19 protein-coding genes are annotated in these 22,923 nt (G+C 63.7%); 11 read left to right on the forward strand and 8 right to left on the reverse strand.

Going from position 1 to position 22,923, the window contains the following annotated elements; all coding sequences use genetic code 11:
- Window positions 1-70: 70 nt before the first annotated feature.
- Both ACLIMP_RS15845 and ACLIMP_RS15850 read left to right on the forward strand, forming a co-directional pair.
- The gene (locus tag ACLIMP_RS15845; protein WP_185996744.1) at window positions 71-1,588 is read left to right on the forward strand and encodes a hypothetical protein; all 1,518 of its coding nucleotides are present in this window, start codon (window positions 71-73) and stop codon (window positions 1,586-1,588) included.
- Window positions 1,563-2,648: an acyltransferase family protein gene (locus ACLIMP_RS15850; RefSeq protein WP_324696703.1), complete on the forward strand. Its 1,086-nt coding sequence runs from the start codon at window positions 1,563-1,565 to the stop codon at window positions 2,646-2,648. The genes ACLIMP_RS15845 and ACLIMP_RS15850 overlap by 26 nt, the downstream gene beginning before the upstream one ends.
- 41 nt (window positions 2,649-2,689) lie before the next feature.
- Here the strand turns inward: ACLIMP_RS15850 and ACLIMP_RS15855 are convergent, their stop codons facing one another.
- The 6 genes from ACLIMP_RS15855 to ptsP all read right to left on the reverse strand — a co-directional run bounded on the left by ACLIMP_RS15855 (window position 2,690) and on the right by ptsP (window position 10,740).
- The gene (locus tag ACLIMP_RS15855) at window positions 2,690-3,031 is read right to left on the reverse strand and encodes a hypothetical protein (RefSeq protein WP_324696704.1); all 342 of its coding nucleotides are present in this window, start codon (window positions 3,029-3,031) and stop codon (window positions 2,690-2,692) included.
- Between the two features lie 366 nt (window positions 3,032-3,397).
- Entirely contained in the window at window positions 3,398-4,072 is a 675-nt protein-coding gene (locus tag ACLIMP_RS15860) for a hypothetical protein (RefSeq protein WP_324696706.1), read from the reverse strand.
- Window positions 4,073-4,119: 47 nt separating this feature from the next.
- The gene (locus tag ACLIMP_RS15865; protein WP_324696708.1) at window positions 4,120-5,490 is read right to left on the reverse strand and encodes a carbohydrate porin; all 1,371 of its coding nucleotides are present in this window, start codon (window positions 5,488-5,490) and stop codon (window positions 4,120-4,122) included.
- Window positions 5,491-5,543: 53 nt separating this feature from the next.
- Entirely contained in the window at window positions 5,544-7,238 is a 1,695-nt protein-coding gene (locus ACLIMP_RS15870; protein WP_324699074.1) for a fructose-specific PTS transporter subunit EIIC, read from the reverse strand.
- Window positions 7,238-8,218: a 1-phosphofructokinase gene (gene pfkB, locus ACLIMP_RS15875; RefSeq protein WP_054438381.1), complete on the reverse strand. Its 981-nt coding sequence runs from the start codon at window positions 8,216-8,218 to the stop codon at window positions 7,238-7,240. The genes ACLIMP_RS15870 and pfkB overlap by 1 nt, the downstream gene beginning before the upstream one ends.
- On the reverse strand, window positions 8,218-10,740 hold the full coding sequence (gene ptsP, locus ACLIMP_RS15880) for a phosphoenolpyruvate--protein phosphotransferase (RefSeq protein ID WP_324696712.1): 2,523 nt from the start codon (window positions 10,738-10,740) through the stop codon (window positions 8,218-8,220). Before ptsP ends, pfkB begins: the two co-directional genes overlap by 1 nt.
- 178 nt (window positions 10,741-10,918) lie before the next feature.
- Between ptsP and ACLIMP_RS15885 the strand changes: the two genes are divergently transcribed.
- The 3 genes from ACLIMP_RS15885 to ACLIMP_RS15895 all read left to right on the forward strand — a co-directional run bounded on the left by ACLIMP_RS15885 (window position 10,919) and on the right by ACLIMP_RS15895 (window position 13,875).
- On the forward strand, window positions 10,919-11,929 hold the full coding sequence (locus ACLIMP_RS15885; protein WP_324696714.1) for a LacI family DNA-binding transcriptional regulator: 1,011 nt from the start codon (window positions 10,919-10,921) through the stop codon (window positions 11,927-11,929).
- A gap of 2 nt (window positions 11,930-11,931) precedes the next feature.
- Complete coding sequence (locus ACLIMP_RS15890) at window positions 11,932-12,798, forward strand: shikimate 5-dehydrogenase (protein ID WP_324696716.1); 867 nt, start codon at window positions 11,932-11,934, stop codon at window positions 12,796-12,798.
- A 72-nt stretch (window positions 12,799-12,870) separates the two neighbouring features.
- Window positions 12,871-13,875, forward strand: a complete 1,005-nt coding sequence (locus ACLIMP_RS15895; RefSeq protein WP_132469723.1) for a class 1 fructose-bisphosphatase — start codon at window positions 12,871-12,873, stop codon at window positions 13,873-13,875.
- Window positions 13,876-13,924: 49 nt separating this feature from the next.
- Here ACLIMP_RS15895 and ACLIMP_RS15900 read toward each other — a convergent pair whose 3' ends face one another.
- Complete coding sequence (locus tag ACLIMP_RS15900; protein WP_324696718.1) at window positions 13,925-15,319, reverse strand: aminotransferase-like domain-containing protein; 1,395 nt, start codon at window positions 15,317-15,319, stop codon at window positions 13,925-13,927.
- 83 nt (window positions 15,320-15,402) lie between these two features.
- On the opposite strand from ACLIMP_RS15900, the gene ACLIMP_RS15905 reads away from it, so the two are divergent.
- From ACLIMP_RS15905 to ACLIMP_RS15915, 3 genes are read left to right on the forward strand one after another with little or no spacing between them, the layout of a single operon-like run.
- Window positions 15,403-15,831 carry a DUF983 domain-containing protein gene (locus ACLIMP_RS15905; RefSeq protein ID WP_054438379.1) on the forward strand — a complete coding sequence of 143 codons (429 nt, stop codon included), beginning with the start codon at window positions 15,403-15,405 and terminating at the stop codon, window positions 15,829-15,831.
- Between the two features lie 7 nt (window positions 15,832-15,838).
- Complete coding sequence (locus ACLIMP_RS15910) at window positions 15,839-16,165, forward strand: hypothetical protein (RefSeq protein ID WP_324696721.1); 327 nt, start codon at window positions 15,839-15,841, stop codon at window positions 16,163-16,165.
- 19 nt (window positions 16,166-16,184) lie between these two features.
- Window positions 16,185-16,646, forward strand: a complete 462-nt coding sequence (locus tag ACLIMP_RS15915) for a c-type cytochrome (RefSeq protein ID WP_324696723.1) — start codon at window positions 16,185-16,187, stop codon at window positions 16,644-16,646.
- Between the two features lie 49 nt (window positions 16,647-16,695).
- Here ACLIMP_RS15915 and ACLIMP_RS15920 read toward each other — a convergent pair whose 3' ends face one another.
- Window positions 16,696-18,471, reverse strand: a complete 1,776-nt coding sequence (locus ACLIMP_RS15920; RefSeq protein ID WP_443477951.1) for a tetratricopeptide repeat protein — start codon at window positions 18,469-18,471, stop codon at window positions 16,696-16,698.
- Window positions 18,472-19,388: 917 nt separating this feature from the next.
- On the opposite strand from ACLIMP_RS15920, the gene ACLIMP_RS15925 reads away from it, so the two are divergent.
- Genes ACLIMP_RS15925 through ACLIMP_RS15935 form a run of 3 tightly spaced genes read left to right on the forward strand, consistent with a single transcriptional unit; the run spans window position 19,389 to window position 22,800 of the window.
- The gene (locus tag ACLIMP_RS15925; RefSeq protein ID WP_443477952.1) at window positions 19,389-20,390 is read left to right on the forward strand and encodes an ABC-three component system protein; all 1,002 of its coding nucleotides are present in this window, start codon (window positions 19,389-19,391) and stop codon (window positions 20,388-20,390) included.
- Window positions 20,387-20,908 (forward strand): ABC-three component system middle component 2, encoded by a 522-nt coding sequence (locus ACLIMP_RS15930; protein WP_443477953.1) that lies wholly within the window; start codon window positions 20,387-20,389, stop codon window positions 20,906-20,908. Before ACLIMP_RS15925 ends, ACLIMP_RS15930 begins: the two co-directional genes overlap by 4 nt.
- Window positions 20,905-22,800, forward strand: coding sequence for a hypothetical protein (locus ACLIMP_RS15935; protein ID WP_443477954.1), 1,896 nt, complete (start codon window positions 20,905-20,907; stop codon window positions 22,798-22,800). The genes ACLIMP_RS15930 and ACLIMP_RS15935 overlap by 4 nt, the downstream gene beginning before the upstream one ends.
- The last annotated feature ends 123 nt before the right edge of the window (window positions 22,801-22,923 follow it).

The following is a 22,923-nucleotide window of genomic DNA, read 5'->3' on the forward strand; positions in this document are numbered from 1 at the left end:
AACCCACGGAGGTCAGCCTGATACCCTCTAACCTCCGCACCGCATCCCGGCAGCACGGGAAGAACCGGCAATGAATGCGATTCCCATCGCCTTGTTCTGGCTGCTCGTCATCTGGGCAGCCGCAAGCCGGCGGCCGGTTGCGCTCTATCTTTTCTTCGCAACCATGCCGTTCGGCGCTTTCGCGGTGATCCCCACCCAACTCACCGGAGGGCTGACGTTCATCGCCACGCCCATCGCTGCGATAGTGGTCATCGCAAAAGCCTTCCTCAACAGGCAAGGCCCATCGGCCCTGCTGTCGATGGCGATCATGCCGAACCGGCTTCTGTTCCTGTTCGCCTTCTGGACGATCGCCACGGTCACGACCTTTTTCATGCCCCGCCTGCTTGCCGGCGACCTGCTCGTCGTTCCTGTACGCGGCGTACTCCGCACCACGGCACCCTTGGCCCCATCGACGCAGAATCTCTCCCAATGGGTCTACATGACGATATCGGTGTTCACGGTCTTCGCGCTTGCCAGGCACCTGCGATCGCCGGACATGCGGCAGCATGCCCTTCAGGCGCTCTGCCTCGGCGCAGCCATGCTGATCGTCACCGGCCTGCTTGACTATGCGAGCCAGTTCCTGCCGCTGGCTCCCTTGCTGCAGCCGTTCAGGACTGCATCCTATGCACTGGCCACGGAAGTGGAGGTCATGGGCTCCAAACGCGTCGTCGGCCTGATGCCGGAAGCTTCCGCGTTCGGCACTTATTGCCTCGGCTTCCTGTGCAGCCTTTACTTCTACAGGCGCGCAATCACCAACATTGCGCTGCGAACCAGGGTTTGTCCGCCCATTCTGATCGCGTTGCTCCTGCTCTGCTGGCAGTCGAAATCCTCTGCTGCTTACGTGGGCATGGGCCTCTTCGTGGCGATGGCATGTGCCGAATGGCTGCTCAGGGCGAACAAGCCGCAGCACACGGGGCTGATCTACCGGCAAGGCCTTCTCGGCGAACTATCCGTGCCGATCGCCATCCTGACCGGCGTGACCATGACCCTGCTTCTCAAGCCGGACCTGCTTGATCCGATCTATGCCATGATCGACCGTATGGTCCTGCAGAAAGGCTCATCGCACTCCTACGAGGAACGCGGAATGTGGCGTTCGATTGCGCTCGCCAGCGTTTTCGAAAGCCATGGCTTCGGCATTGGTCTGGGAAGCACACGGGCGTCGAGCAGCATCGTCGCCATATTCAGCGCCACGGGTATCCTCGGAGGCGTCTTTTTCTGCGCATTCATCGCTCAAAGCTGCCTTCGCTCGGCGAGCAGCCCGGAACTGCGGATTCTCGCTTCGGGTTTCCGCTTTGCCTACATACCGATGTTCACCGTGTCGCTGATGATCGCGGATGCCAATTTCGACTTTGTCGCGGCTTTCGGCTTCGGCCTTGCGACAGCGCTTTCCTTCCAGCCGGACCGCCCGGTGAGAGCCGCATCTTCCCCCTATTTCATCCGCGAGCCCATGACGGCAGCCAACGATGTCGTCCGAACTTCGGCGCAAGCCGGTTCCCGAAATGCACGCCCAGGGATTACTGCCGATGCAGTCCGCGAATTCCACACATGATCGCTACGGGTTTCTGGATGAAATGCGCGGCATCGCCGCGATGGCGGTCCTGATCTTTCACATCGGAACCCGAACGGGCGCCCCGCCGCTGGCCGCGAACGGGTATCTCGCTGTCGATTTCTTCTTCATGCTGAGTGGCTTTGTCATCGCGGAAGCCTACCGCGCGCGACTTCTGAACGGCATGACATTCGGGGATTTTGCGACGAAACGCATCATCAGAGTGGCGCCAATCATCGTGTTGGGCGTCTTGATGGGTGCAGCCTACCTCCTTGCTCGCTGGATCGCCGTACCCGCGAGGTCTGACAGCCTGCAAGATATCCTCGCCAGCGCTGCGCTCAACCTCCTGCTGCTGCCCAAATGGTGGCAAGCATCGGCAACCGGTTGGGAACTCTTCCCGGCGGACGGCCCCCTCTGGTCACTGTTCTTCGAAATCCTTGTGAACTTCGCATGGGCCGGGTTTCTGGTCGCCAGGAGACGCGGGACGCTCCTGGTTCTCGCCGCGATCAGCCTGATCGCTCTGACCCGTCTTGCCGGAATTCACGGAACAATGGACATGGGCTGGAACCTGCCGACATTTACCGGCGGCCTCGCACGCGTATCCTTCGGTTTCCTGATCGGCCTGCTGATACACGCATTCCGCCAAGCCCTGCCGAAAGCCGGAGCCTGGGCTTCGTACGTCGCAGCCCTGCTTCTGATCCTGTCGCTTTGCCTACCGATAAATGACGTCAGATGGACGCTATTCGTCACCGCTGTCATCCTGCCATGCACGCTCGTTCTTGCGGTTATCGCAGGCCATCGCACAGTGATCCCCGGCGGCCGCTTTCTGGGGGTCGTTTCCTATCCGGTCTACGGCCTTCATGTGCCGATCCTCGCGCTCTATTCCGGCGCTTTCGAGAGGTTCACAGGCCTGGAGCGTACCGGATGGGAAGCCTATCTTCTGATCCCCGTCATCGTCGGCTTCGCCTGGCTGATCACGACCAGATATGAAGGGGCCGCAAGGAATATTCTTCAGGAACACATTGCCCGCAGGACGCGCGCCCAACCCGTGACCGGAGCATAATCACATGCCGGCGAAAATATTCATAGCCACAAGAACAGTATTCAAGCTTGGATTCTCGTCGCCGCGTGAGTTCCCAGGGAGTTCTCGCGCAGCCAGGTCATGACCGCAAACAGGCCGTATCCGAGAGGTAGAATGGGCAGGAAGTACAGGAACTCCATCATTTTCCCATCTACATCATTGACAAGTGAAGGCGCCGACCCGCTTGCACTGGCAATATCGATGAGGGCGGCGTTGATGCTCGGCATATCCCATGCCACGACGACCGCAAAGGCGATGGCCGCAGGGCCACGGAATCCCGGATGCCGGATCAGGAGTTGAATGGCTGCGGATGCCAGGAAAACGCTGCCTGCAAACCAGAAACCGGAAACGAAGAAACCAAACAAGACCCAACTCCTGCGACCGCTGCTACAAACCTTTGCCGATCCCGGCTCAGCGTGAACTTCTTATAGGATCGCAGTCTCGGTTTTCGGTCTCGCCGGACACAGAATTAAGATCGGACACACGCATTGAAGAGCACCTAACGGCCACTGAGACCGACAGAGCGTGACAGAAGCAGCGGCCAGACCCACGCAGGAATGCCCCCTCGCCATCGAGATGTTCACGCCGAAAAGACGGCGTAAAACTCACTCTGCAACAAGCTGGGAATCGCCTCGCCGCCCCTTGCCAGCGAGCAGCGGTTCCGCGTGACCGGAAGGGCCGGATTGCCCGTGCACCTTCCGGGCATTTGCCACCCGTTCAGATGACGACCTTCAGGGGCGAGCGCGCAGACGTTCCCAACGGGCGTCGAGTTTCGATTGAGCGGCGCCGCTCCTTACATGGGAAATCAGCGATACGCCGCGAAGGGCAACGCTGTGGCCGGACAGGAAGCGACCGGAAACGCTGTAACCGATATCGTATAGCGCGACATCTTCGTACGGTTCGCCATCGACCAGGAACCGTGTCCTGATCGCAACCGGCAGCCGCTCGTCGCCGCGGCTGTTATCGGGGAGCTTGGCCTCGTTCCGTGCCTTTTCCAGTTCCCGCTCGAACCACCTGGCCTCGATCCGCGGTTCTCCGGTGGTTTCGGCAGGCGCCACACCCAAGGCTGTCGGGAACAGGATGGTCTGGCTCTGTACGGACTGTTCGGGCGAAGCAGGTTTCAGGGTGAGCACCTGTTCGCCGGAACTTGTCGCCACCAGCACCAGTGTTGCGGCGCGGGTGGAAGCGCGCTGCGCATCGGCCTGCTTCACGGCCTCGCCGTCGCTGCGCGCGGTCCAGTTATTCCAGAGTGTCAGCCCGGAAATGACGACTGCGACCACGGCCAGCACTTCGCCCAGCGTGATCCATCGCCGGCGGATGGCGGCGGCCTCGGCCGCGCGCACTTCGGCTTTTGCCTCTGCCCTGGATGGAGATGGAGTTTCGGGGCGGGGAAGATCGTCGCTCACGCGTCCGTTCCATCATCTTCGGCGGCGGCGGTCAAGCGCTCCCGCCTTTATCGACCTCCGGACAGCAGCGTTGGCGCGTCTATCGTGAACTTGAAGCCGAAGATCAGCGCATCCTTGATGTCGCGCGTGCGGAACGGGGCGCCGGTCTGGTCGGGGTGGAGAATGTACTGCACATTGGGCGAGATGCGGATCGCCGGGCCGAGCTGCGCGCCGTAGGCCAGTTCCATCATGTACTGGTGGCGGCTGACGGCGGCATCCCCGCCCGCCGAAACCCGCGCCGCGCGCATGCGCTCCATCGCGAGGTTACTGAAGCGCTGGTCGCTGATCATGAAGCCGATCGTATCGGCATCGCGTCCGGCAAGAGTGCCGGTCTGCACCACGCCGAAGTCGAGGAAGCGGCTTTCCTCCACCCGGCCGGACAAGTTGGTCATCGCCACGCCGAACACGCTGAGGCCGCGCTCCGAACGGGGATCGGGCCGGGTCAGGCGCTGGTCGAAGCGGAAATAGAGGCCCGAGCGGCCCTTGCGGGTCTGCGGATCACGCCCGGTGAGGATGGCGATGCCGCCCTGATCGTCGCGCAGCGGATCGGCATAGTCGCCCCGGTCGAACCAGCCGCCGACGATATAGTGGCCGGGCAGGCGCACGCCCTTGCCTTCGTTCGAATAGCCCAGTTCCCACGGCACGATCACGCCGGTTGCATTCTTCGTGCTGAAGTTGAAGCCGTGGTCGCTGGCGCGCTTGCGGTCCGGGTTGACCTCGTAAGCGCCGACGTGGACGGTCACATGCGGCAGCACTTCGGCCTTGGCGCGGATCATCCAGCTGGATGCCGGGAAGTAGGTGAAGTTGCTGTTCTTGAAGACGAACGTCGGGTTGCCGCAGCCCGAATTGCCCTGAAAATTGCAGTAGATCGGCGAATTCAGGAAATGGATGTTGGCCTGGCTGCGCCCCGCCTCGATCATCAGGCGATCGTTGAATAGCTTCTGCTCCCAGGTCAGGATCGCGAGGTGGGTGTTCTGGGTGCCCCAGATTTCCTGAACCGAGGTGTTGTTGCCCAGCGCCAGCGCCGAGAGGCTTTCCCCGTGGCGATTGGTGATCGCGGCATGGATCGTGCCGCCGCCGATGCCGGCGATGCGGTCCATGTCGAGGTCCGCGCCGACATAGATCTGCCCGGCATAAGCGGCATCGCGGCGCAGGCCGCCGGTGACGTTCGTTGCCGCCTCGCCCGTGTAGCTGAGCGCGAGGGTAATGCCGTCGTCGGCCAGCGGCTGCCAGGGCTTCGGGACATCGGCCTGCCTGTCGGCGACCGGGGCCTCGTCGGAAGCGACCTCCTGCGCCATGGCGGCGGATGCCGTCAAACAGGGCAAGGAAAGGGCGGCGGCACCTGCACAGCAGGCGCCCTTGAGCAGTGCGAACCGCATCGAAACATATCCTCTCTAGGATCGGCCCGGTCTTCCGCCGGCCCGGAATCAATTCAGGCGGCGGCGATTTCCGCCGGGGCCATGCGCGGCTTGAGCAGGCCAACGAGGACCCCGCTCACCAGCACGCCCGCCAGAATGGCCAGCCCGTAGACCGCCAGATGCGTGACCGCGCCGGGGATCGGCAGGACGAACACGCCGCCATGCGGCACCTTGAGCTCGGCGCCCGCCGCCATCGAAATGGCCCCGGCAATCGCCGATCCCGCCATCAGCGCCGGGATCACCCGGAACGGATCGCGCGCGGCAAAGGGGATCGCGCCCTCGGTGATGAAGGCAAGGCCCAGCACGGCGGCGGCGCCTCCTGCCTCGCGCTCTTCCACCGAGAACCGGTCGCGGAACAGGCGGGTGGCAAGGCCCACGGCAAGCGGCGGCACCATGCCCGCCGCCATCGTCGCGGCCATCGGCGTATAGACCTGGCTGGAAATCAGCCCGACCGAGAAGGCATAGCCCGCCTTGTTGACCGGCCCGCCCATGTCGAAGGCCGACATCGCGCCCAGGATCACGCCCAGCAGGATCGCGCTCGATCCCTGCATCGAGCGCAGCCACTCAGTCAGGAACGCCAGCGCGGCGGCGACCGGGGTGCCGACCGCATAGATCATCAGCAGCCCGGTCAGCAGCGTGCCCAGCAGCGGCAGGATCAGCACCGGCTTCAGGCCCGCAAGGTTCTTGGGCAGCTTGATAAGCCGGTTGAGCCATTCGACGCCGTAACCGGCGATGAAGCCCGCCACGATGCCGCCCAGGAAACCCGCGCCCAGATTGGCGGCCAGCATCCCGCCGATCATCCCCGGCGCGATGCCGGGCCGATCCGCCACCGAATAGGCGATATAGCCCGCCAGCGCCGGCACGATCAGCGCGAAACCGCCCTGCGCGCCGATGCGGAACAGGGCACCCGCAAGTGTTCCCTCGGCGCCTGCGCTGTTGGCATCGATACCGCCCAGCGCAAAAGCCATGGCGATCAGCAGGCCGCCCGCGACCACGAAGGGCAGCATGAAGGAAACGCCGGTCATCAGGTGCTTGTAGGGACCGGCACGTTCGGCAGCGCCGCCGGAAGTCTCGGCAGAGGCCGCGCCGCCCTGCACTTTCGCCTCGGTGAGAGCACGCTCGATCAGGGCCTTGCCGCCGGAGATGGCGGGCTTGGTACTCGATGCGAAGACCCGCTTTCCGCCGAAGCGCGCACGGTCGACCTCGCGGTCGGCGGCGATGATGACCACGTCGGCCGCCGCGATCTCTTCCGCCGTCAGCGGCGAACCGGCGCCGACCGAGCCCTGCGTTTCCACGCGGATCGGATAGCCCAGCTGCTTGGCGCCTTCCTCAAGGCCTTCGGCGGCCATGAAGGTATGGGCGATGCCGGTGGGGCATGAGGTGATCGCCACTACGCGCGGCAAATCGGCGGAAACCTGCGGCTCCTGCGCCAGGGCAGCTTCGGGATCGGCCAGCACCGCCTCCAGCGTGACACGGCGAAGCGGCGTGAGCGGGAGTGCGGCTGCGGCCTCGTCATGGGCGGCGACCAGCAGCAGGGTATCGCCCGCCTGCAATTCCGGCGGAAGCGGATTGAGCACGCCTTGCCCGGTGCGCACCTCGATCTCGATATCGCGGCCCTTGGCCCGCGCCGCCTTGCGCAGCGCTTCCCCTGCGAGCACGCCCTGTACGGCGGAATCGGCCGCATCGATAACTGCGTAGAGCTTGCCCATCATTCCTCTCCGGCCTTGATCGTTTGCGGGCGGGTACAGCCCGGCAGCATCGACGGCGTGACGGCCACTTCATCGGCCAGTGCATGCACCGTGGGCAGGGCGGGCAGGTTCGGCCCCGCCATGCCGAGCTTGGCGACCGCGAACGCGGTGGCGAGGCGGGCGGTGCGTTCAAGATCCGCGCCTTCGCCCAGAGCCGCCACGATACCCGCGACCATCGCATCACCCGCGCCCACCGTGCTGGCGACCTGTCCGATGGCGAGACGCGCGGTAACGGCGCCTTCCGAGGACAGGAACAGCGCCCCTTCCTCGCCCATCGACACGACGACCAACGAAACGCCGCGCCCGTGCAGCTGCGCCGCCGCTTCGGAAAGCGCGGCCAGATCGGACAGGGGACGGCCGAGCCATTGCGCCAGTTCGTCGCGGTTGGGCTTCACCACATCGGGCAGAACATCGGCGGTAAGCGCGCACTTGAGCGGCAGGCCGCTGGTGTCGAGCACCACCCGGCACCCGGCCGCGCGCAGGCGTGCGGTGAGCGTGACGTAGCTGTCGGGCGGGCAGCCCGGCGGCAGGCTTCCGGCCAGGACCACCAGATCGCCCTCACGCGCGGCTTCGCAGATGGTTGCCGCCACCATTTCGGCGCGCCCCGCATCCACGGCGATCCCGTCGAGATTGATATCGGTCGTGCCCGTCGCGTCCACCAGCTTGAGGTTGACCCGCGTGGCCCCGGCGATGCGGATGAAGCGGTCCTCGATGGCCTTGGCGGCGAACAGCGCATCGAACGCGGCGGCATTGTCGCTGCCGAGCAGGCCGTAGGCGGACACCGGCATGCCCCAGTCGGCCAGGCAACTGGCGACGTTCACGCCCTTGCCGCCCGCGTTCTGACGCACCGAACGGGCGCGGTGGACTTCGCCCACGACCAGCCGGTCAAGCATGACGGTCTGGTCGATGGCCGGGTTGAAGGTGACCGTAAGAGTGCGCATCAGCCTTCCCCCTCTTCGATTTTCGGCCCGTCCAGCGCGCGGATTTCGCCGGCGCTTTCCATGTCGAGCGCCCTGGCGGCAAGCGTGCGCAGGCTTTCGAGGCTGGCGCCGCGAATGCGGGCCTTCACCGCCGGAATGTCGCGCGGGGTCATCGACAGTTCGCTGACGCCCAGCCCCACCAGCAGCGCCGCGCCGAAGGGATCGCCGGCAATGCCGCCGCAGACGCCGACCCAGCGGCCATGCGCCTTCGCGCCCTCCACCGTCGCCGCGATCATGCGCAGCACGGCGGGGTGCAGGCTTTCGGCATCGCCCGCCAGTTCCGGGTTCTGCCGGTCGATGGCGAGGACATATTGGGTAAGGTCGTTCGTGCCGATCGAGAAGAAATCGGCATGGGCCGCCAGCGAGCGCGCCTGGATGGCGGCGGCGGGAACCTCGATCATGATGCCCACGGGAATCGTCGGCGCGTCCAGCTCGACGCGGATCTCCTCGCAGCGGGCACGCAGCGCGATCAGTTCGTGGACGGAGGTAATCATCGGGAACATGATCGAAAGATCGCCGCCGGACTTGGCGGCGCGGTACAGCGCGCGAAGCTGCGGCTCCAGCAGGTCCGGGCGGCGCAGCAAGAGTCGCGCGCCGCGTACGCCAAGGAAAGGGTTCTCCTCGCGCGGGAGGTCAAGATGCGGCACCTGCTTGTCGCCGCCGATATCGAGCGCACGCACCACCAGCGGGCGCCCTTCCAGCGCCTCGGTCATGGCGCGGTAGATTTCGGCCTGCTCGTCCTCGCCCGGACTGTCGCCGCGTTCGAGAAACAGGAATTCGGTGCGCATCAGGCCGACGCCCTCGCCGCCCTGCGCCAGCGCGAAAGCGACCTGATCGGGGCGATTGACGTTGGCGGCGATCTCCACGCGGTGGCCGTCGCGGGTTTCGGCAGGCTTGCCGCGCTCGGCTTCTTCGGCGGCGCGCTTTTCGGCGAGCGCCGCGATCCACGCGCGGGCAGAGGCGAGATCGGCCTCCGACGGGTTCAGCCAGACGCGGCCGCTGTCGCCATCGACGATCGCGGTGGCCCCGGCGGCAAGCCCCATCAGGTCCGCGCCGCCCGCCACGACCGAAGGCAAGCCGAGCGTGCGGGCCAGGATCGCGCTGTGCGAAGTCGGCCCGCCCAGCGCCGTGGCAATGCCCGCAACCCGCGCGGTATCGAGCGTGGCGGTATCCGAAGGTGACAAGTCCGCCGCGACCAGCACGCAGGGCTCCTCGGGCAGATCGGTCAGTGATCCGGCCGCAAGCGCAGGATCGATCTCGGCCAGAACGCGGCGGCCGATATCGTGCAGATCCGCCGCGCGCGCGGCGAGCACCGGATTGCCCAGCGCCGAAAGCTGCCCGGCGATACGGTCCACCGCCTGATGCCACGACCATGCCACCCCGTGCCCCTCGACCATGAGCTGGCAGGTGAGCGTGATGAGATCGGTATCGTCGAGCAGTTCGGCCTGCGCCTTGAAGATCGCGGCATCGCCCGCACCCAGACGCCGGGTGGTATCGTCGATCAGCGCCTTCATCTGCGCGCGGGTGCGGGTGAGCGCATCGTTCAGCTGGGTGCCACCGCTGGCCAGATCGGTCGGCCGGTCGGGCACGTCGAGTTCCTGCGCAGAAAGCACATGGACCTTGCCGATGGCGAGGCCCGGACTGGCGGCGACGCCCGCGATCATCCGCGCCTCGCCCACGGGCTTCCAGCCGCGGATCGGCGCGGCGGCCTTTTCGGCGGCACGCGCGGCGTCTTCCTTCTCGCGCACGGTCAGGCGGCGGACCACGGCGGCAAAGCTGTCCAGCGCCGCCCGCGCGCCTGCCCCTTCGGCGGAGAGAGTCACCCGATCACCAGCACGCAGCCCCAGTTGGAGGAGGGAAACGAGGCTGCGGGGATCGGCGCTCTCTCCGCCGTGGCGCACGCGCAGGCGCACGCCAGAGGCACGCGCCGCTTCGACCCAGGCCGAGGCGGGGCGGGCATGGAGGCCGGTTGGGTAGTCGACCGTCCATTCTGTGGTTTCAGCATAGTCTGCCGCCGGTTCGGACGGGGCGGCAGCCGCGCCGTCTTCCCACAGCGCGCGGGAAAAGGCGGCCGGATCGTCGGTGGCGACCAGCGCGGCAAGGCGCGGCTCGTCCTGGATGAGGCGGGTCAGGCGGCGCAGGATGGCGATGTGGCTGTCCGAATTGGCGGCGATGCCCACCACCAGATGGGCGCGCTGGCCGGGGTTCCATTCGACCCCTTCGCGCAACTGGAGGATCGCCACGCCGTCGCGGCGGACCAGGCCCTTGTCCTCGCCCAGGCCATGCGGGATCGCCACGCCCGCGCCCAGGAACGTGTTCGCCACGCCCTCCCGGCGGACCATGCTTTCCTCGTATCCGGGCGCAACGCAGCCGGCGGCGACCAGAAGCTGGCCGACCTGGCGAATCGCATCGACCTTGTCTGCCGCGCTGGCATCGATTCGAACGAGATCCTCTACCCCCGAGGCGGGCGCATCTGCGAGCATTTCAGGCCTCTCCTGACCGTTTTGACGACGGGTCTGTGATGTACTTAGAAAACGTTTTCTCAAAGCGCTTGTCAAGAGAATGCTTGCGATCTTGAGAGAACGTGATGCATAGTCTCCCGCAGGAGAGGGGCAAAACGCCCTAACAAGTGAGAACGATTTCTCGAATGGCGCATTGCGGATGACAGTTGGAATCAAGGACGTAGCCCGGGTTGCCGAAGTGTCCCCCGCCACCGTTTCGCGGGTGCTGTCAGGCCGCAGCGTCGATCCCGCGATGCACGAGCGGGTGCTGGCGGCCGTGAAGTCCACCGGCTACCGCCCCAACCTTGCGGCGCGGCGCCTGCGCTCCCAGCACACCAACACCATCGGCCTGATCGTCGCCGATATCCGCAACCCCTTCTTCACCGCGGTCTCGCGCGCCATCGAAAGCCTCGCCACCGCACGCGGGATGCGGGTGATCCTGTGCAACACCGACGAAGACCCGGCCAAGGAGGCCGGCTATCTCGAACTGATGCACGAGGAACGCGTAACCGGGGTGATCTTCGCGCCCTGCCGCCAATGGGTCGAAAAGGCCGAGCGGCTGGAACCGGGCTTCCCCGTCGTCCTGATCGACCGCAGCCTGCCCAGCGCCGGTCTCGACACGGTATTGCTAGACAACGAAACCATGGCCGCCGAATTGGTGGCGCACCTCCACGCCCAGGGCCACCGCCGCGTGGCCGGGCTGTTCGGCGCCGCCAGCAGCACCGGGATCGAGCGCCGCGCCGGGTTCGAGCAAGCGGCCCGCAAGTTCGGCATGGAGGCCGTCACGGTCGAGATGCCGCACGCCGCCGAGGCCGCGGCACGCACGGTCAGGGAACTGCTCTGCGGCCCGGTTCGCCCGGACGCGCTCGTCGCCAGCAACGGCGTCATGCTGCTCACCGTGCTGCGTGCGCTGCGCGACCTCGATCTCGCTGTGCCCGGCGACATTGCCCTTGCCGGGTTCGACAACAACGACTGGATGGAATTCGTCGGCGACGGGCTCTCGGTGATCGAACAGCCGGTCGAGGAGATCGGCCGCACCGCGATGACCATGCTGCTGGACCGGCTGGACCATCCCGAAGCGCCTGCCCGCAAGGTCGTGCTGGCGGGACGCCTCATCACGCGCGGATCGAGCGGCCCTCACGCCCGCGCCAACCAGCCCATCGGAGCCTGACCATGATGACCGACTTCAGCGCAAAACAATCGATCGGCCGGGACACGCGCCTGTGCATGTCGCTTTCCGCCCGCCCCGGCAACGCCGGGTCGCGTCTGCACAACACGCTCTACGGGCTGCTGGGGCTGGACTATGTCTACAAGTCCTTCTCCACCACGGACCTGCCAGCGGCCATCGGCGGCCTGCGGGCGCTGGGCATTCGTGGCTGCGCGATCTCGATGCCGTTCAAGGAAGCGGTGATCCCCCTGCTCGACGGGCTTGAGGATTCGGCCCGCGCCATCGACAGCGTGAACACCATCGTCAACGACGAAGGCGTGCTGACCGGCTACAATACCGACTATACCGCCGTGCGCGATCTCGTTGCCCGGCGCGGCATCGATCCGGCCACGCCGTTCCTGCTGCGCGGCAGCGGCGGCATGGCCAAGGCGGTCATGGCCGCGCTTCGCGATCTCGGCTTCCGCCAGGGCACGATTATCGCCCGCAATGCCGAAGCCGGCCCCGCCCTTGCCGAACAGTACGGTTTCCGCTGGCTCCCCGAGCTTCCCGAACAGGGGGCGGCGATGCTTGTCAACGTCACGCCGCTCGGCATGGAAGGCGCGCAGGCCGGCGAACTCGCCTTCACGCCCGCGCAGATCGCCGCCTGCGACGTCGCCTTCGACGTGGTGGCGCAGCCCGCCGAAACGCCCTTTATCAAGGCCGCCCTCGCCGCAGGAAAGACGGCGATCTCCGGCGCGGAAGTGATCGTGCTCCAGGCCATCGAGCAATTCGTGCTCTATACCGGCATCCGCCCCGACGATGAGGCCATTGCCAAGGCCACCGCCTTCGCGCATGGCCCGCAAGTAGCCCGGCGGCTGCAAGACGCGGCGTAATGCCGGCCCGAAGGGGCAGGATGTGCTCGCAGTGCCATGGATTTGTCCGGAACATGGGGTAAGGAAGCTGATATGAAACCGACACTCACCCGCTTCCTGCTCGAAAAGCAGCGCGAGCCGAACTCGACCTGCCCGCCCGAACTGCGCCTGCTGATCGAAACCGTGGCGCGCGCCTGCAAGACGGTGAACCACGCCATCGCCAAGGGCGCGCTGGGCGACGTTCTGGGCAGCCTCGACAGCGAGAACGTGCAGGGCGAAGTTCAGAAAAAGCTCGACGTGCTCGCCAACGAACTGCTGCTGGATGCCAACGAGTGGGGCGGCCACCTCGCCGGAATGGCCTCGGAAGAGATGGAAACGATCCATCCCATCCCCAACCGCTATCCCAAGGGCGAATACCTGCTGGTCTACGATCCGATCGACGGTTCCAGCAATGTCGACGTAAACCTCTCGGTCGGCACGATCTTCTCCGTGCTGCGCGCGCCTGACGAATGCGCGGGCCGCGAAGTACGAGAGGAAGATTTCCTCCAGCCCGGGACCGCGCAGGTCGCTGCCGGCTATGCGATCTACGGCCCGCAGACGCTGCTGGTGCTGACCCTGGGCTCCGGTGTCTACGAGTTTACGCTGGATCGCGAACTGGGCGCCTGGATCATGACCGACGGCCCCATGCAGATTCCTTCGGGCAATTGCGAAATCGCCATCAACATGGCGCGCCGCCCGCAGTGGTCGCCAACCGTGGTGCGCTACATCGACGAGCGCCTGACTGACGGCAAGGGCCCCTGCGGCCGGGACTACAACATGCGCTGGACGGCCTCGATGGTTGCCGACGTGCATCGCATCCTGAAGCGCGGCGGCGTGTTCCTCTATCCCGCCGATCACCGCACGCCGGGCAAGGCGCGCCTGCGCCTGCTTTACGAAGCCAATCCGATGAGCTTCCTGGTCGAACAGGCGGGCGGCGCCTCGACCGACGGCTGGAACCGCGTGCTCGACGTGACCCCGGTCGGACTTCACCAGCGCATCGGCCTGATCCTGGGCGATCCCGAACAGGTCGCCGCCCTCATGGAAACGGAAACGGCCTGACCGAGGCTCGACGACCCGGAGCTTCGGGTGAAGTTCCGGGCCGTTGAGGCTAGACCATCGGGCTGAAACGGCCATCCTGATGGTGGATCATCGCATCCACCATCTTCAGCGCCCGTTCGATGCATTGCCGATCGGCGCTGCCGCCGATCGAGATACGCACCGCATGACGGGCCTCGGGGTCGATGCGGAACTGCTCTCCCGACACGACCGAGATGCCGAGCGGCCGCAGCGCCCGCACGAGATCGGCGGACTGCCCTTCCCGCTCCAGCGCAATCCACAAGTGATAGCCCGCGCGGGCCGCCTCATAGCTCCCATGCGGCAGGATGCCTGCCGCGATAGCCTGCCGCGCAAGGCACTCGTCCCGCACCTCCGCCACCAGCGAGGCCCATTTCCCGGTGTTCAGCCACTGGGTACAGACGGCCAGGTTGAGCGGAGGCGCCATGATCGTGGTCTCATAGGTATCCGTCGCCAGCCGCAGCGCATCCCGAAGCTGCGGCGCGCGCAAGTACGCAACGCGCAGCGATGGCGAGACGAGCTTTGAAAGGCTTGCGACATGCCACGTCCGCTCCGGCGCGAGCGCTGCCAGCGACGGGATCTCGCCGCTGCCGAGACGGGAATAGGGATCGTCCTCGATGATGAGAACATCGTGCCGCCGCGCGATCTCGGCAATGCGGCGGCGCCGTTCCTCGCTGAGCGTCGCGGTCGTCGGATTGTCGTTGTCGGGCACGAGATAGATCGCCCTGACCGGGGTGGATTGAACCGCCCCGGTTTCGCAGGCCCGCGCGAAAGCATCGGGATCGATGCCGTGCCGATCCGCGCCGAGCGGCACGATCGCCACGCCGTGCCGGCGGCAAATCGCGCTCCAGCCCGGATAGACGAAAGGCCCCGTGCACACGACATCGCCGGGCGCCAGAACGGAACTGACAACCGCATGCAGCGCGGTTTGCGCACCGCTGGTGACGATGACGTTGTCCTCCGTCGCCTCCATTCCCGAAGCCGCCAGCCACTGCGCGCCGGCCGCGCGGTCTTCCGGAGCGCCGCCCGCAGGCTGATACTGCAACCGGTTCGCCGCGGCCGGGCCTTCGAGCACGGCTTGCAGGGCATTCGCGAAACTGGCGGCATAGGAACTGTTGGAGGGAATCGGCGGCAGGTTCATGCCGGTGTCGAACGGCGGCACCTGGCTGGACGCATCGAACGCCGCCTTCCCCCGGACGAAGCTGCCGCGCCGCCCTTCCGCGTCGATCAGCCCCTGCCTGCGCGCCTCGGCATAAGCGCGCGTGACCGTGCCGGTATCCACGCCCAGCGCTTCGGCCAGTTCGCGCTGGGGCGGAAGGCGATCCCCCGGATTGAGCCGACGCTCCTCCACATCCCGGCCGATCGCCGCGCAGATCGCCAGATAGAGCGGCCCTTGAGCATTGCGGATGTCCGGCAGCCAATTTTGCATCACTGTTTGCATTGACTTTGTATGCATACAATATCCATATTGAGCAACAGACGAATCCTCGCGATCAACGGCGGACCTGCATCATGTCAGACAACAATATGGAGCCCGGCGACAAGGCCCGCCGTATTTTCAGGTGCGGCCTGAAAGGACTTTGCCCCCGTTGCGAAAAAGGCGCCATGTTCCGCAAGTGGCTCAAGCTGAACGATACCTGCCCGGCCTGCGGGCTCGATTACGGCTTCGCCGCCCCTGACGACGGCCCCGCCTTCTTCTCGCTCTGCATCGTCGCCTTCCCGCTCACGTTCTTCGCCGTATGGCTGCAGGTGAAGTTCGACCCGCCGTTCTGGGTCCATCTGCTCACTTCGTTCCCGCTGGTCGGGCTGGGCTGCGTGTTGCCGCTGCAGTATATCAAGGGCTGGCTCGTGGCCTCGCAATACGTGAACAAGGCGCAGGAAGCGGGCACGGAGGCACTCTGGGCCGATCTCAATGCCCGCGCCCCGCGCAACGGCGATTGACCTGCCCATGACCATGCCGACTGCCGGTCACGCAACCCCGCTGCAATCCGCCCGGGACTTCGTTGCCGAATACTTCGAAGCACTGGAACGCCCCGATCTCGCCCGGATGGTGCGCGCGGGATCGGGCGACGACTTTGCCGAAATGCACAGCGCAACAAGGCTGCTCGCATCGCAGGCCGCCAAGATCGCCCGGTATGAAGAGGCGCTCGATCAATATGCCGACCACGGTTTCTGGGACGATGCCCTGCCCGGCGGCCCGCTCGCCCTTCACGATGGCGGCGACATGGCGCGCAACGTGCTCAAGGGCAGGCCCGCGTTCTTCCATCGCGATTGATGCATCGGACCCGCGAACCGTGAAAGCATGGATATCGGCCCGCGCGGCCTTTGCCGGAATGGCTCTCCTGATCGGACTCGCCGGATGCCGCGATGACCGTCATGACGAGCGCCTGCGGAAAGCGGGGCAAGACCCGACCCTGCAAGAGCTTATGAAAGTTGCCGACGTGGAAAGCGGCGCCCGGAAATTCCGGCAGTGCGCCGCCTGCCACAGCATCATCGAAGGCGCGAGCGATCGCGGCGGACCGAACCTGTTCGGCGTGTTCGGCCAGCCCCCCGGCACCAACAGGTCGCGCTACGGCTACACTGCGGCTCTGATCGGCATCGGCGGCAGATGGGACGAAAAGGCGCTCGACGCATGGATCGCCGCCCCCGCCTCGGTCGTGCCGGGCACGACCATGCAGTTCCCCGGCGTGAAGGACCCGTTGGACCGAGCCGACCTGATCGCCTACCTGCGCACGCAGGCAAGAGACCCCCGATAACCACCGCGCGGCTGCGGGAAAATGGGCAGCGCCCGGGCGTGGACGAGATTCACAAGCGGTCCATCCGCAGCCAGGCATCGTCGCCCAGCCACGCCTGCCCGAGCGCCTGGCGGGCGGCGGCCGCTTCAACACCGCGCCCTTGCGCCTTCTCGCTTTCGGCAAGTCCGTAAAGTGCCCAGCCGCTTTTCGGAGACTGCACGAGCGCGGCACGAAAAGCCTGCGCCGCCTCGCCATAATGCCCGGCCCTGAACAGGGCCGCGCCAAGCGACTGGCTCACGGGATAATACCAGTATGGCGGCTCCTGATAGGGTATCTTCGCCTCCAGCACGATTGCCCGGCGATAGAGGCGCGCGGCCTCTTCGTAGCGCTTTTCCGAAAAGGCCAGCTTGCCGCGCGCCACCGCTTCGGCAAGCTGGAGAAGGTCCGCTGCGGGCACGCCCTGTTCGGTCATGCCGGCCAGGGTGCCGGATTTGCGGATTTCCACGATGGCGGCGATTTCACGCTCGGCTCCGGCGCGGTCCCGCCCCTGCGCCCGGGCAACTGCGCGCGCATAGAACCGCATGGCAGCGGCATAGGGCAAACGCGGGTCGGGCGGCGGCATGGCCAGGATCGCCTCGGGTTCGGCAAATTGCGCCATCGCCAGAAAGGGTGCGGCATCGATCGCCTGTATCCAGGCGATCCGCGCGGAGGTGCCGGGATCCAGCAGTTTCCGCAGACGCTGCGCCTCGGTGATCGCCGTGCGCATGTCACCTGCCATCTGCGCGGATGTCACGATGAAGTGGACGTTGTGAGGGTAATAGCCGTAGCGGACGAGGCTGCGATCGTTCGTGCTGCGGATGAAAGCCTCGTCTGCACGCGCGGCCGCAATGTTGACCCGGATGGAATCGGCGTAGCGGCCGACCAGTTGATAGATGTGCCCCGGCATGTGGACGAGATGGCCGGCGCTCGGCGCGCCTTCCCGCGCCAGCCGGTCTGCCGCAGCTTCCGCGCGGCGCGGCTCCGCGCTGTTCTCCATGAGATGGATGTAAAGATGCGCGGCCTGAAGGTTGCCCGGGTCACGCATTAGCACGCCCTCGATCAGCCGAACCGCCTCGCCGCTTCGGCCTGTCGGCGTTCGCTTGTCCGCCTCCCAATAGCTCCACGGGCTGACATCCATGACCGCTTCGGCCGCCAGCACGGCCACATCGTCATCCGCTGGAAAGCGACGGGCAACGCCGATCATGGCATCGGCATATGCGGCATCCAGTGCAGAGCGATCGGCCTTCGCATCGCGCGTGTAGCGGCGCGCCGTCGCACCGATCAACGCCTGCTCCAGCGGGGACGCATGCACGCTTTGCCCTGCGGCCCTGTCCATCGCCGCCAAAGCCGCATTGCGATCGCGATCGTCCATGGGCGCGTTGATGTTCGGCCCCAGCGCAAGCGCCTCGCCCCACCAGCACATCGCGCAAGCCGGATCGAGCCGCTGCGCCTCGCGAAAAGAGCGCACCGCCCCTGCATGATTGAAGCCATAGGCCAGCAGGAGACCCTGATTGAAATAGCGCCGCGCCTGCTCGCTTGAAGTGGTGATCGGCAAACGATCGGCAACGAGATCGCGATAGAGCGGTATCGCCTGGGATGCGGCACCGACCGGACCCGTAACGGCTGCGGCAAGCACAAGCTCGTGCGCCAGCACCGCCGCCTCAGCCCTTGCGCCGCAAATCGAAGCGGCAAGCCCTGACGGATCGAGCATGGCCAGAGTCACCGGCGAAATGCCCGCGCCAGTCGAAAAACTGGCAAGAACAAAGCCCTGCGCCGCCAAAGCAATGCTGCTCAACACCCTCTGCATGCACCCGACCCTTGACCGAGGTAGCCGCCGAAAAAGCGCTAATTCACACCGACTCTCCGAGCCGCCATCTTCAACCGGAACAAGCTGCTCGCGCCGCCGATATCTGTCAACATGACACCGGACGTGACCTCAGCGAACGAAAAAACCGGCTTCCGCCCGAAATACGTTCAAGCGCTGCCGGCAATCACGCACATGAGAACAAAGCCCCGGTCGGTGAGGAGAATTCCCGGACATTCCGCGCGAAATTCGCAAGAGACGACTTTCGTCGAGCCAACGTCCAGCCACGATAAAGGAAATTGAGCCGGATCGCCCTGAAGCCAAGGAAATCTTTCGATTTCCTGCGATCAGTTCTGGATGGTCCCGGAAGGGCTCTTGGCGGAGAGGGTGGGATTTTTACTTCAATACATAACATATTGATAAAAATCTATTCTACCTCTCAACGCGGGTAATATGCCCACACATCTAACCACTCACACCAGAACACCATAGTTTTTCTCGGCGTTATAGACTTCTCTAAGCAGATTTTTAGGGATGTCTAGTGTCTTCAACGCCGCCCACTACATTCCATCAAACTTCACAAGAGCACCACGCACCCCACCCCGACAAGATATTACAAAAACGCACAGCCGCCGCCCTGTTCTTGGCCGAATTCGCTCAAGAGGTAGGCGACCCCCTTGATAGCTCGGCTGATTCTGACGAAGATGGGCGTCTGCCTAGCAGCGCGTGCCTAGTTGATCAGTCAGCTAATTCGAGCGGCACAATAATAACCTGTAGACAGAGGCTTATGGCGCATCATAGGAATCTGCCGCAGTCTAGGGCAGAGGGGGCTCATCAGTGTGTCGTGAAATTTGGGAAACGCGTTCGTTTCTCATGGGAATGGTAGGCGCGATCGCGAACAGGACTTTGAGTGCCCTTTCATGAAGCCGAACTACGCTGTGAGCGTCAGGGAACTGCCGGACGAACGCCTTGAGGCGTTCGTCCATGATTGGCTGTCAGTTCGGACGAACGACTACGTTCAAAGTTTTCGCTGGAATGGCTCTGGCGATATGGGGCGTGACGTTGTCGGGTATGTGACAGAGAGCCGCCATGAGGGCGACTGGGATAACTACCAGTGCAAGCAGCTTGGCAAAAAACTCTCGGAGACGTCCGCCCTCATTGAGCTGGGCAAGATATTCATGCACTCGGCTGCTGGCGAATTCATATTGCCTAGGGCCTACGTATTTGTAGCTCCTCGAGGCGTCGTGCGGAACGTGAAGAAGTACATCTCGCAGCCTGAACTATTCCGGAAGACATGCATCGATCGCTGGGATGAGGTCTGCGCCCCAAACCTAGTTGAGAATAAGATTGTGGCGCTGAGCTTGGAAATCCGAGCCAAGATTGAATCCTTCAACTTCAAGGAGGTGACCGCTTTAGATGCCGTGTCATTGGTAGACGATCCACACATCAAGCCGGTGCTAGTGAAGTGGTTTGGTGCGGACCCCGGCGAAGCGCCTCGAGGCAAGGTTCCAGATACATTGGAAAGCCAAGAGGTGCCCTATCTGGCCCAGCTGGTCGATGCATACGGGGAGCGAGTTGGGCACACCTTTGCCGACGCAGCGGAGGTGCTAACGCATCCAGATTGGGGTGACGATCTTCGCGATCAACGCACCCGCTTTTTCGAAGCGGCAGAATTCAAACGTTACTATCGTGATTCCACCTTTCCCGAAGTCCTCGATACGTATGTTGAGGACATCTATTTCGGCGTGATTGACACCCACCGCGCTCCACATGGCGATGCCCTTGCGAGAATGTCAGCAGTCATGGTCGAGGCGAAGAATTGCAGCACAGCGGGTATTCTGACGCGATATGGGCGCATCGCTGTCAGGCAGGGAATTTGCCATCATTTTGCTAACGAAGGCCGGCTGAAGTGGAAGCGATGAGCGGAGAGAGTAAGGGATCTGAAGCCCCTCTCTTCAACAGCCAATTGGAGACGGGACTGCGTGCCTTGGTTCTGCTGGAGGCGATCTATCCACGCCCGTGCGACCTGATAGAGATGGCTTGGTTCGACCATCTAGTCGTGCATACCTCTGACCTAGATGGACTATCGGATGACACGACTCCGCCGAGCCTACATCCAGACCTGCCTGGAAGGGACGGCGAGCTCTTCGTGAGAAGGCGGTTGGTCGAAGAGAGCTTGCACATGATGCATCGAATGCATCTGGTCGACATTCAGTATGAGAATGATGGCATTTACTTCCTCGCGAGCGAGGATGTGCCCAGCTTCTTGGACATGCTTCAGGCGCCTTACACGGTTGCGCTGAAACGACGGGCAACCTGGCTTGCCGAGCATGTTAGAGAGCTGCCAGCTGCCGCCTTCGCCGCGATGGTTGAGGAAAAGATCGGCCGCTGGGTAGCGGAATTCGTGTCAGAAGAGATTCCAGGGCAAAAGTTTCTATGAGTGGTATCGTACTGCGTCATCTTACATTCACCGGGTCCGGCCTGATGCCTGCATCGCTGGAGTTCGCGCAGGGCGTGAATGTCATTTACGGAGCGTCCAACACCGGAAAGTCCTTCTCCTCGAAGGCGCTCAATTTCATGTTTGGCGGCGCTCAGCCACTGCCGGCGATAGAAGAGCGTGTCGGTTATGAGGAAGTTTGGCTCGGCCTAAGGCTGCCCACAGGCAGAGATGTCACCGTGTATCGCGCGGCGGGCGGTGGTGCTTACCGCGTTTATGACGGATTGGTCACTTCCATGCCCGCAGCACAGGAAGGAACGCTGCTTCAGCCAGCCCATGACGCGAAGCGAGAAGACAGTTTGTCCCAATACCTCCTGGCTTCCCTCGGCCTCGATGGCAAACTCGTCGCGAAGAATATGAATGGTGAAAAGGAAAGCCTTACTCTTCGGAGTCTGGCGCCATTCATGTTTGTGTCGGAGGAGTCGATAATCTCTGAACGTAGCCCTGTCTTGTCGTCGGGACAGGTTATTCGCGAGACGGCCGAGAAGAATATTTTGAAAGTTCTGCTGACGGGCCGAGATGACTCTGCCGTCGTGGCTTCTCAGAAGCCCAACGATCGGAAAGTGGCGCGTCAGGCGCAGATCGATTTGGTGGATGAGCTGATCGCGCAAGTCAATGAACGCCTAGGCGACAATCCGCCGTCGCGGGAGGATCTTCAACATCAATCTGATCGCCTTTCTGAATCCATTGGATCTATTCAAGATAACCTTCGATTTTACCAGAACAAGATTGATGAACTTGTATCCGAGCGTCGCAACGTTCTGGACGCGAAGGGTGGCACCGAAGCAAGATTACTTGAATTAGAAGTAACCCTTGGTAGATTTAAGCGCCTCATGGCGATATATACCTCAGATATAGAGCGTTTAGAGGCGCTGGAAGAGGGCGGCTTCTTACTTCTTGCTATCTCTGGCCAACCTTGTCCAGTCTGCGGCGCAGATCCAGGAACCCAACAACACAGCCATGGAACGGAGGAGATTGAACGCTCCCATAAGGCAGCTGCGGCAGAAGTCAGGAAGATCGAAACTGAAAGGCGTGAACTACGGGCCACCTCCGAGTCCCTTTTTGCAGAGGCTGAGGGCTTACGTGCTCGCTTGGAGGAAATTGCCTCCAAGTTGCTAGAAGCCGAAACTGCATTGGATGCGGCACGCCCGAAAGAAGCACAAACTCGCCAAAGGTACGAAACGCTCGCCCTGCAACGAAGTATGGTTGAGAACCAACTGGAGCTCTACGACCAGTGCGCACGTCTAGAAGCGAAGCGGGCGCAGCTCGACGTGAAGCGTTCTCCAGCTACCAAAGGGGAGAAGCTCACAGTCGGCATAGACGGGGCGACAGCATTTGCTTTTTCGGCCACGATACAGACTGTCTTGAAAGCGTGGAACTTTCCGGACGCGGAAAAGGCGAGATTTGACCTTACTCTTCAGGACATTGAGATTGGCGGCAAGCCGCGTGCCGCAAATGGCAAAGGCGTTCGAGCCATTCTGAATGCCGCGTTCAAGGTTTCCACTCTTATCTATTGCCGTGAGAACGAGTTGTCACATCCCGGCTTCATCGTTCTCGATACGCCACTTCTGACTTATCGGGAGCCGCTCGTGCAGACAAAGTATGGAGACCTTGAACCGGACGAGCTAGCTATCCGTGATACCGGATTAGCAGACCATTTCTACAGACATCTATCGTCTCTTAAGCACATCGGTCAGTTCGTGATCCTCGAAAATGCTGACCCTCCTGCGGTAGTCAGGCCGGAATTGCACGTCGAGACGTTCACAGGCCGCTCGAGTATCGGCCGACTTGGGTTCTTTCCCCCAGTAGGGCAGGTAATCTCTCTCGCTGCGTGATGCACCAGATAGAATTCAACAAAATAACGACTCCCGCAATGGTATCGTTGCGGCTGTTCCCGCGTCGAATTTTGCTGAAGCTGCCGTGTCGACTAGGTCGGGCGTTAATTAGCAAAAAACAAA

The sequence above is a fragment of the Novosphingobium aeonii genome (assembly GCF_052279045.1).
GTDB lineage: Bacteria > Pseudomonadota > Alphaproteobacteria > Sphingomonadales > Sphingomonadaceae > Novosphingobium.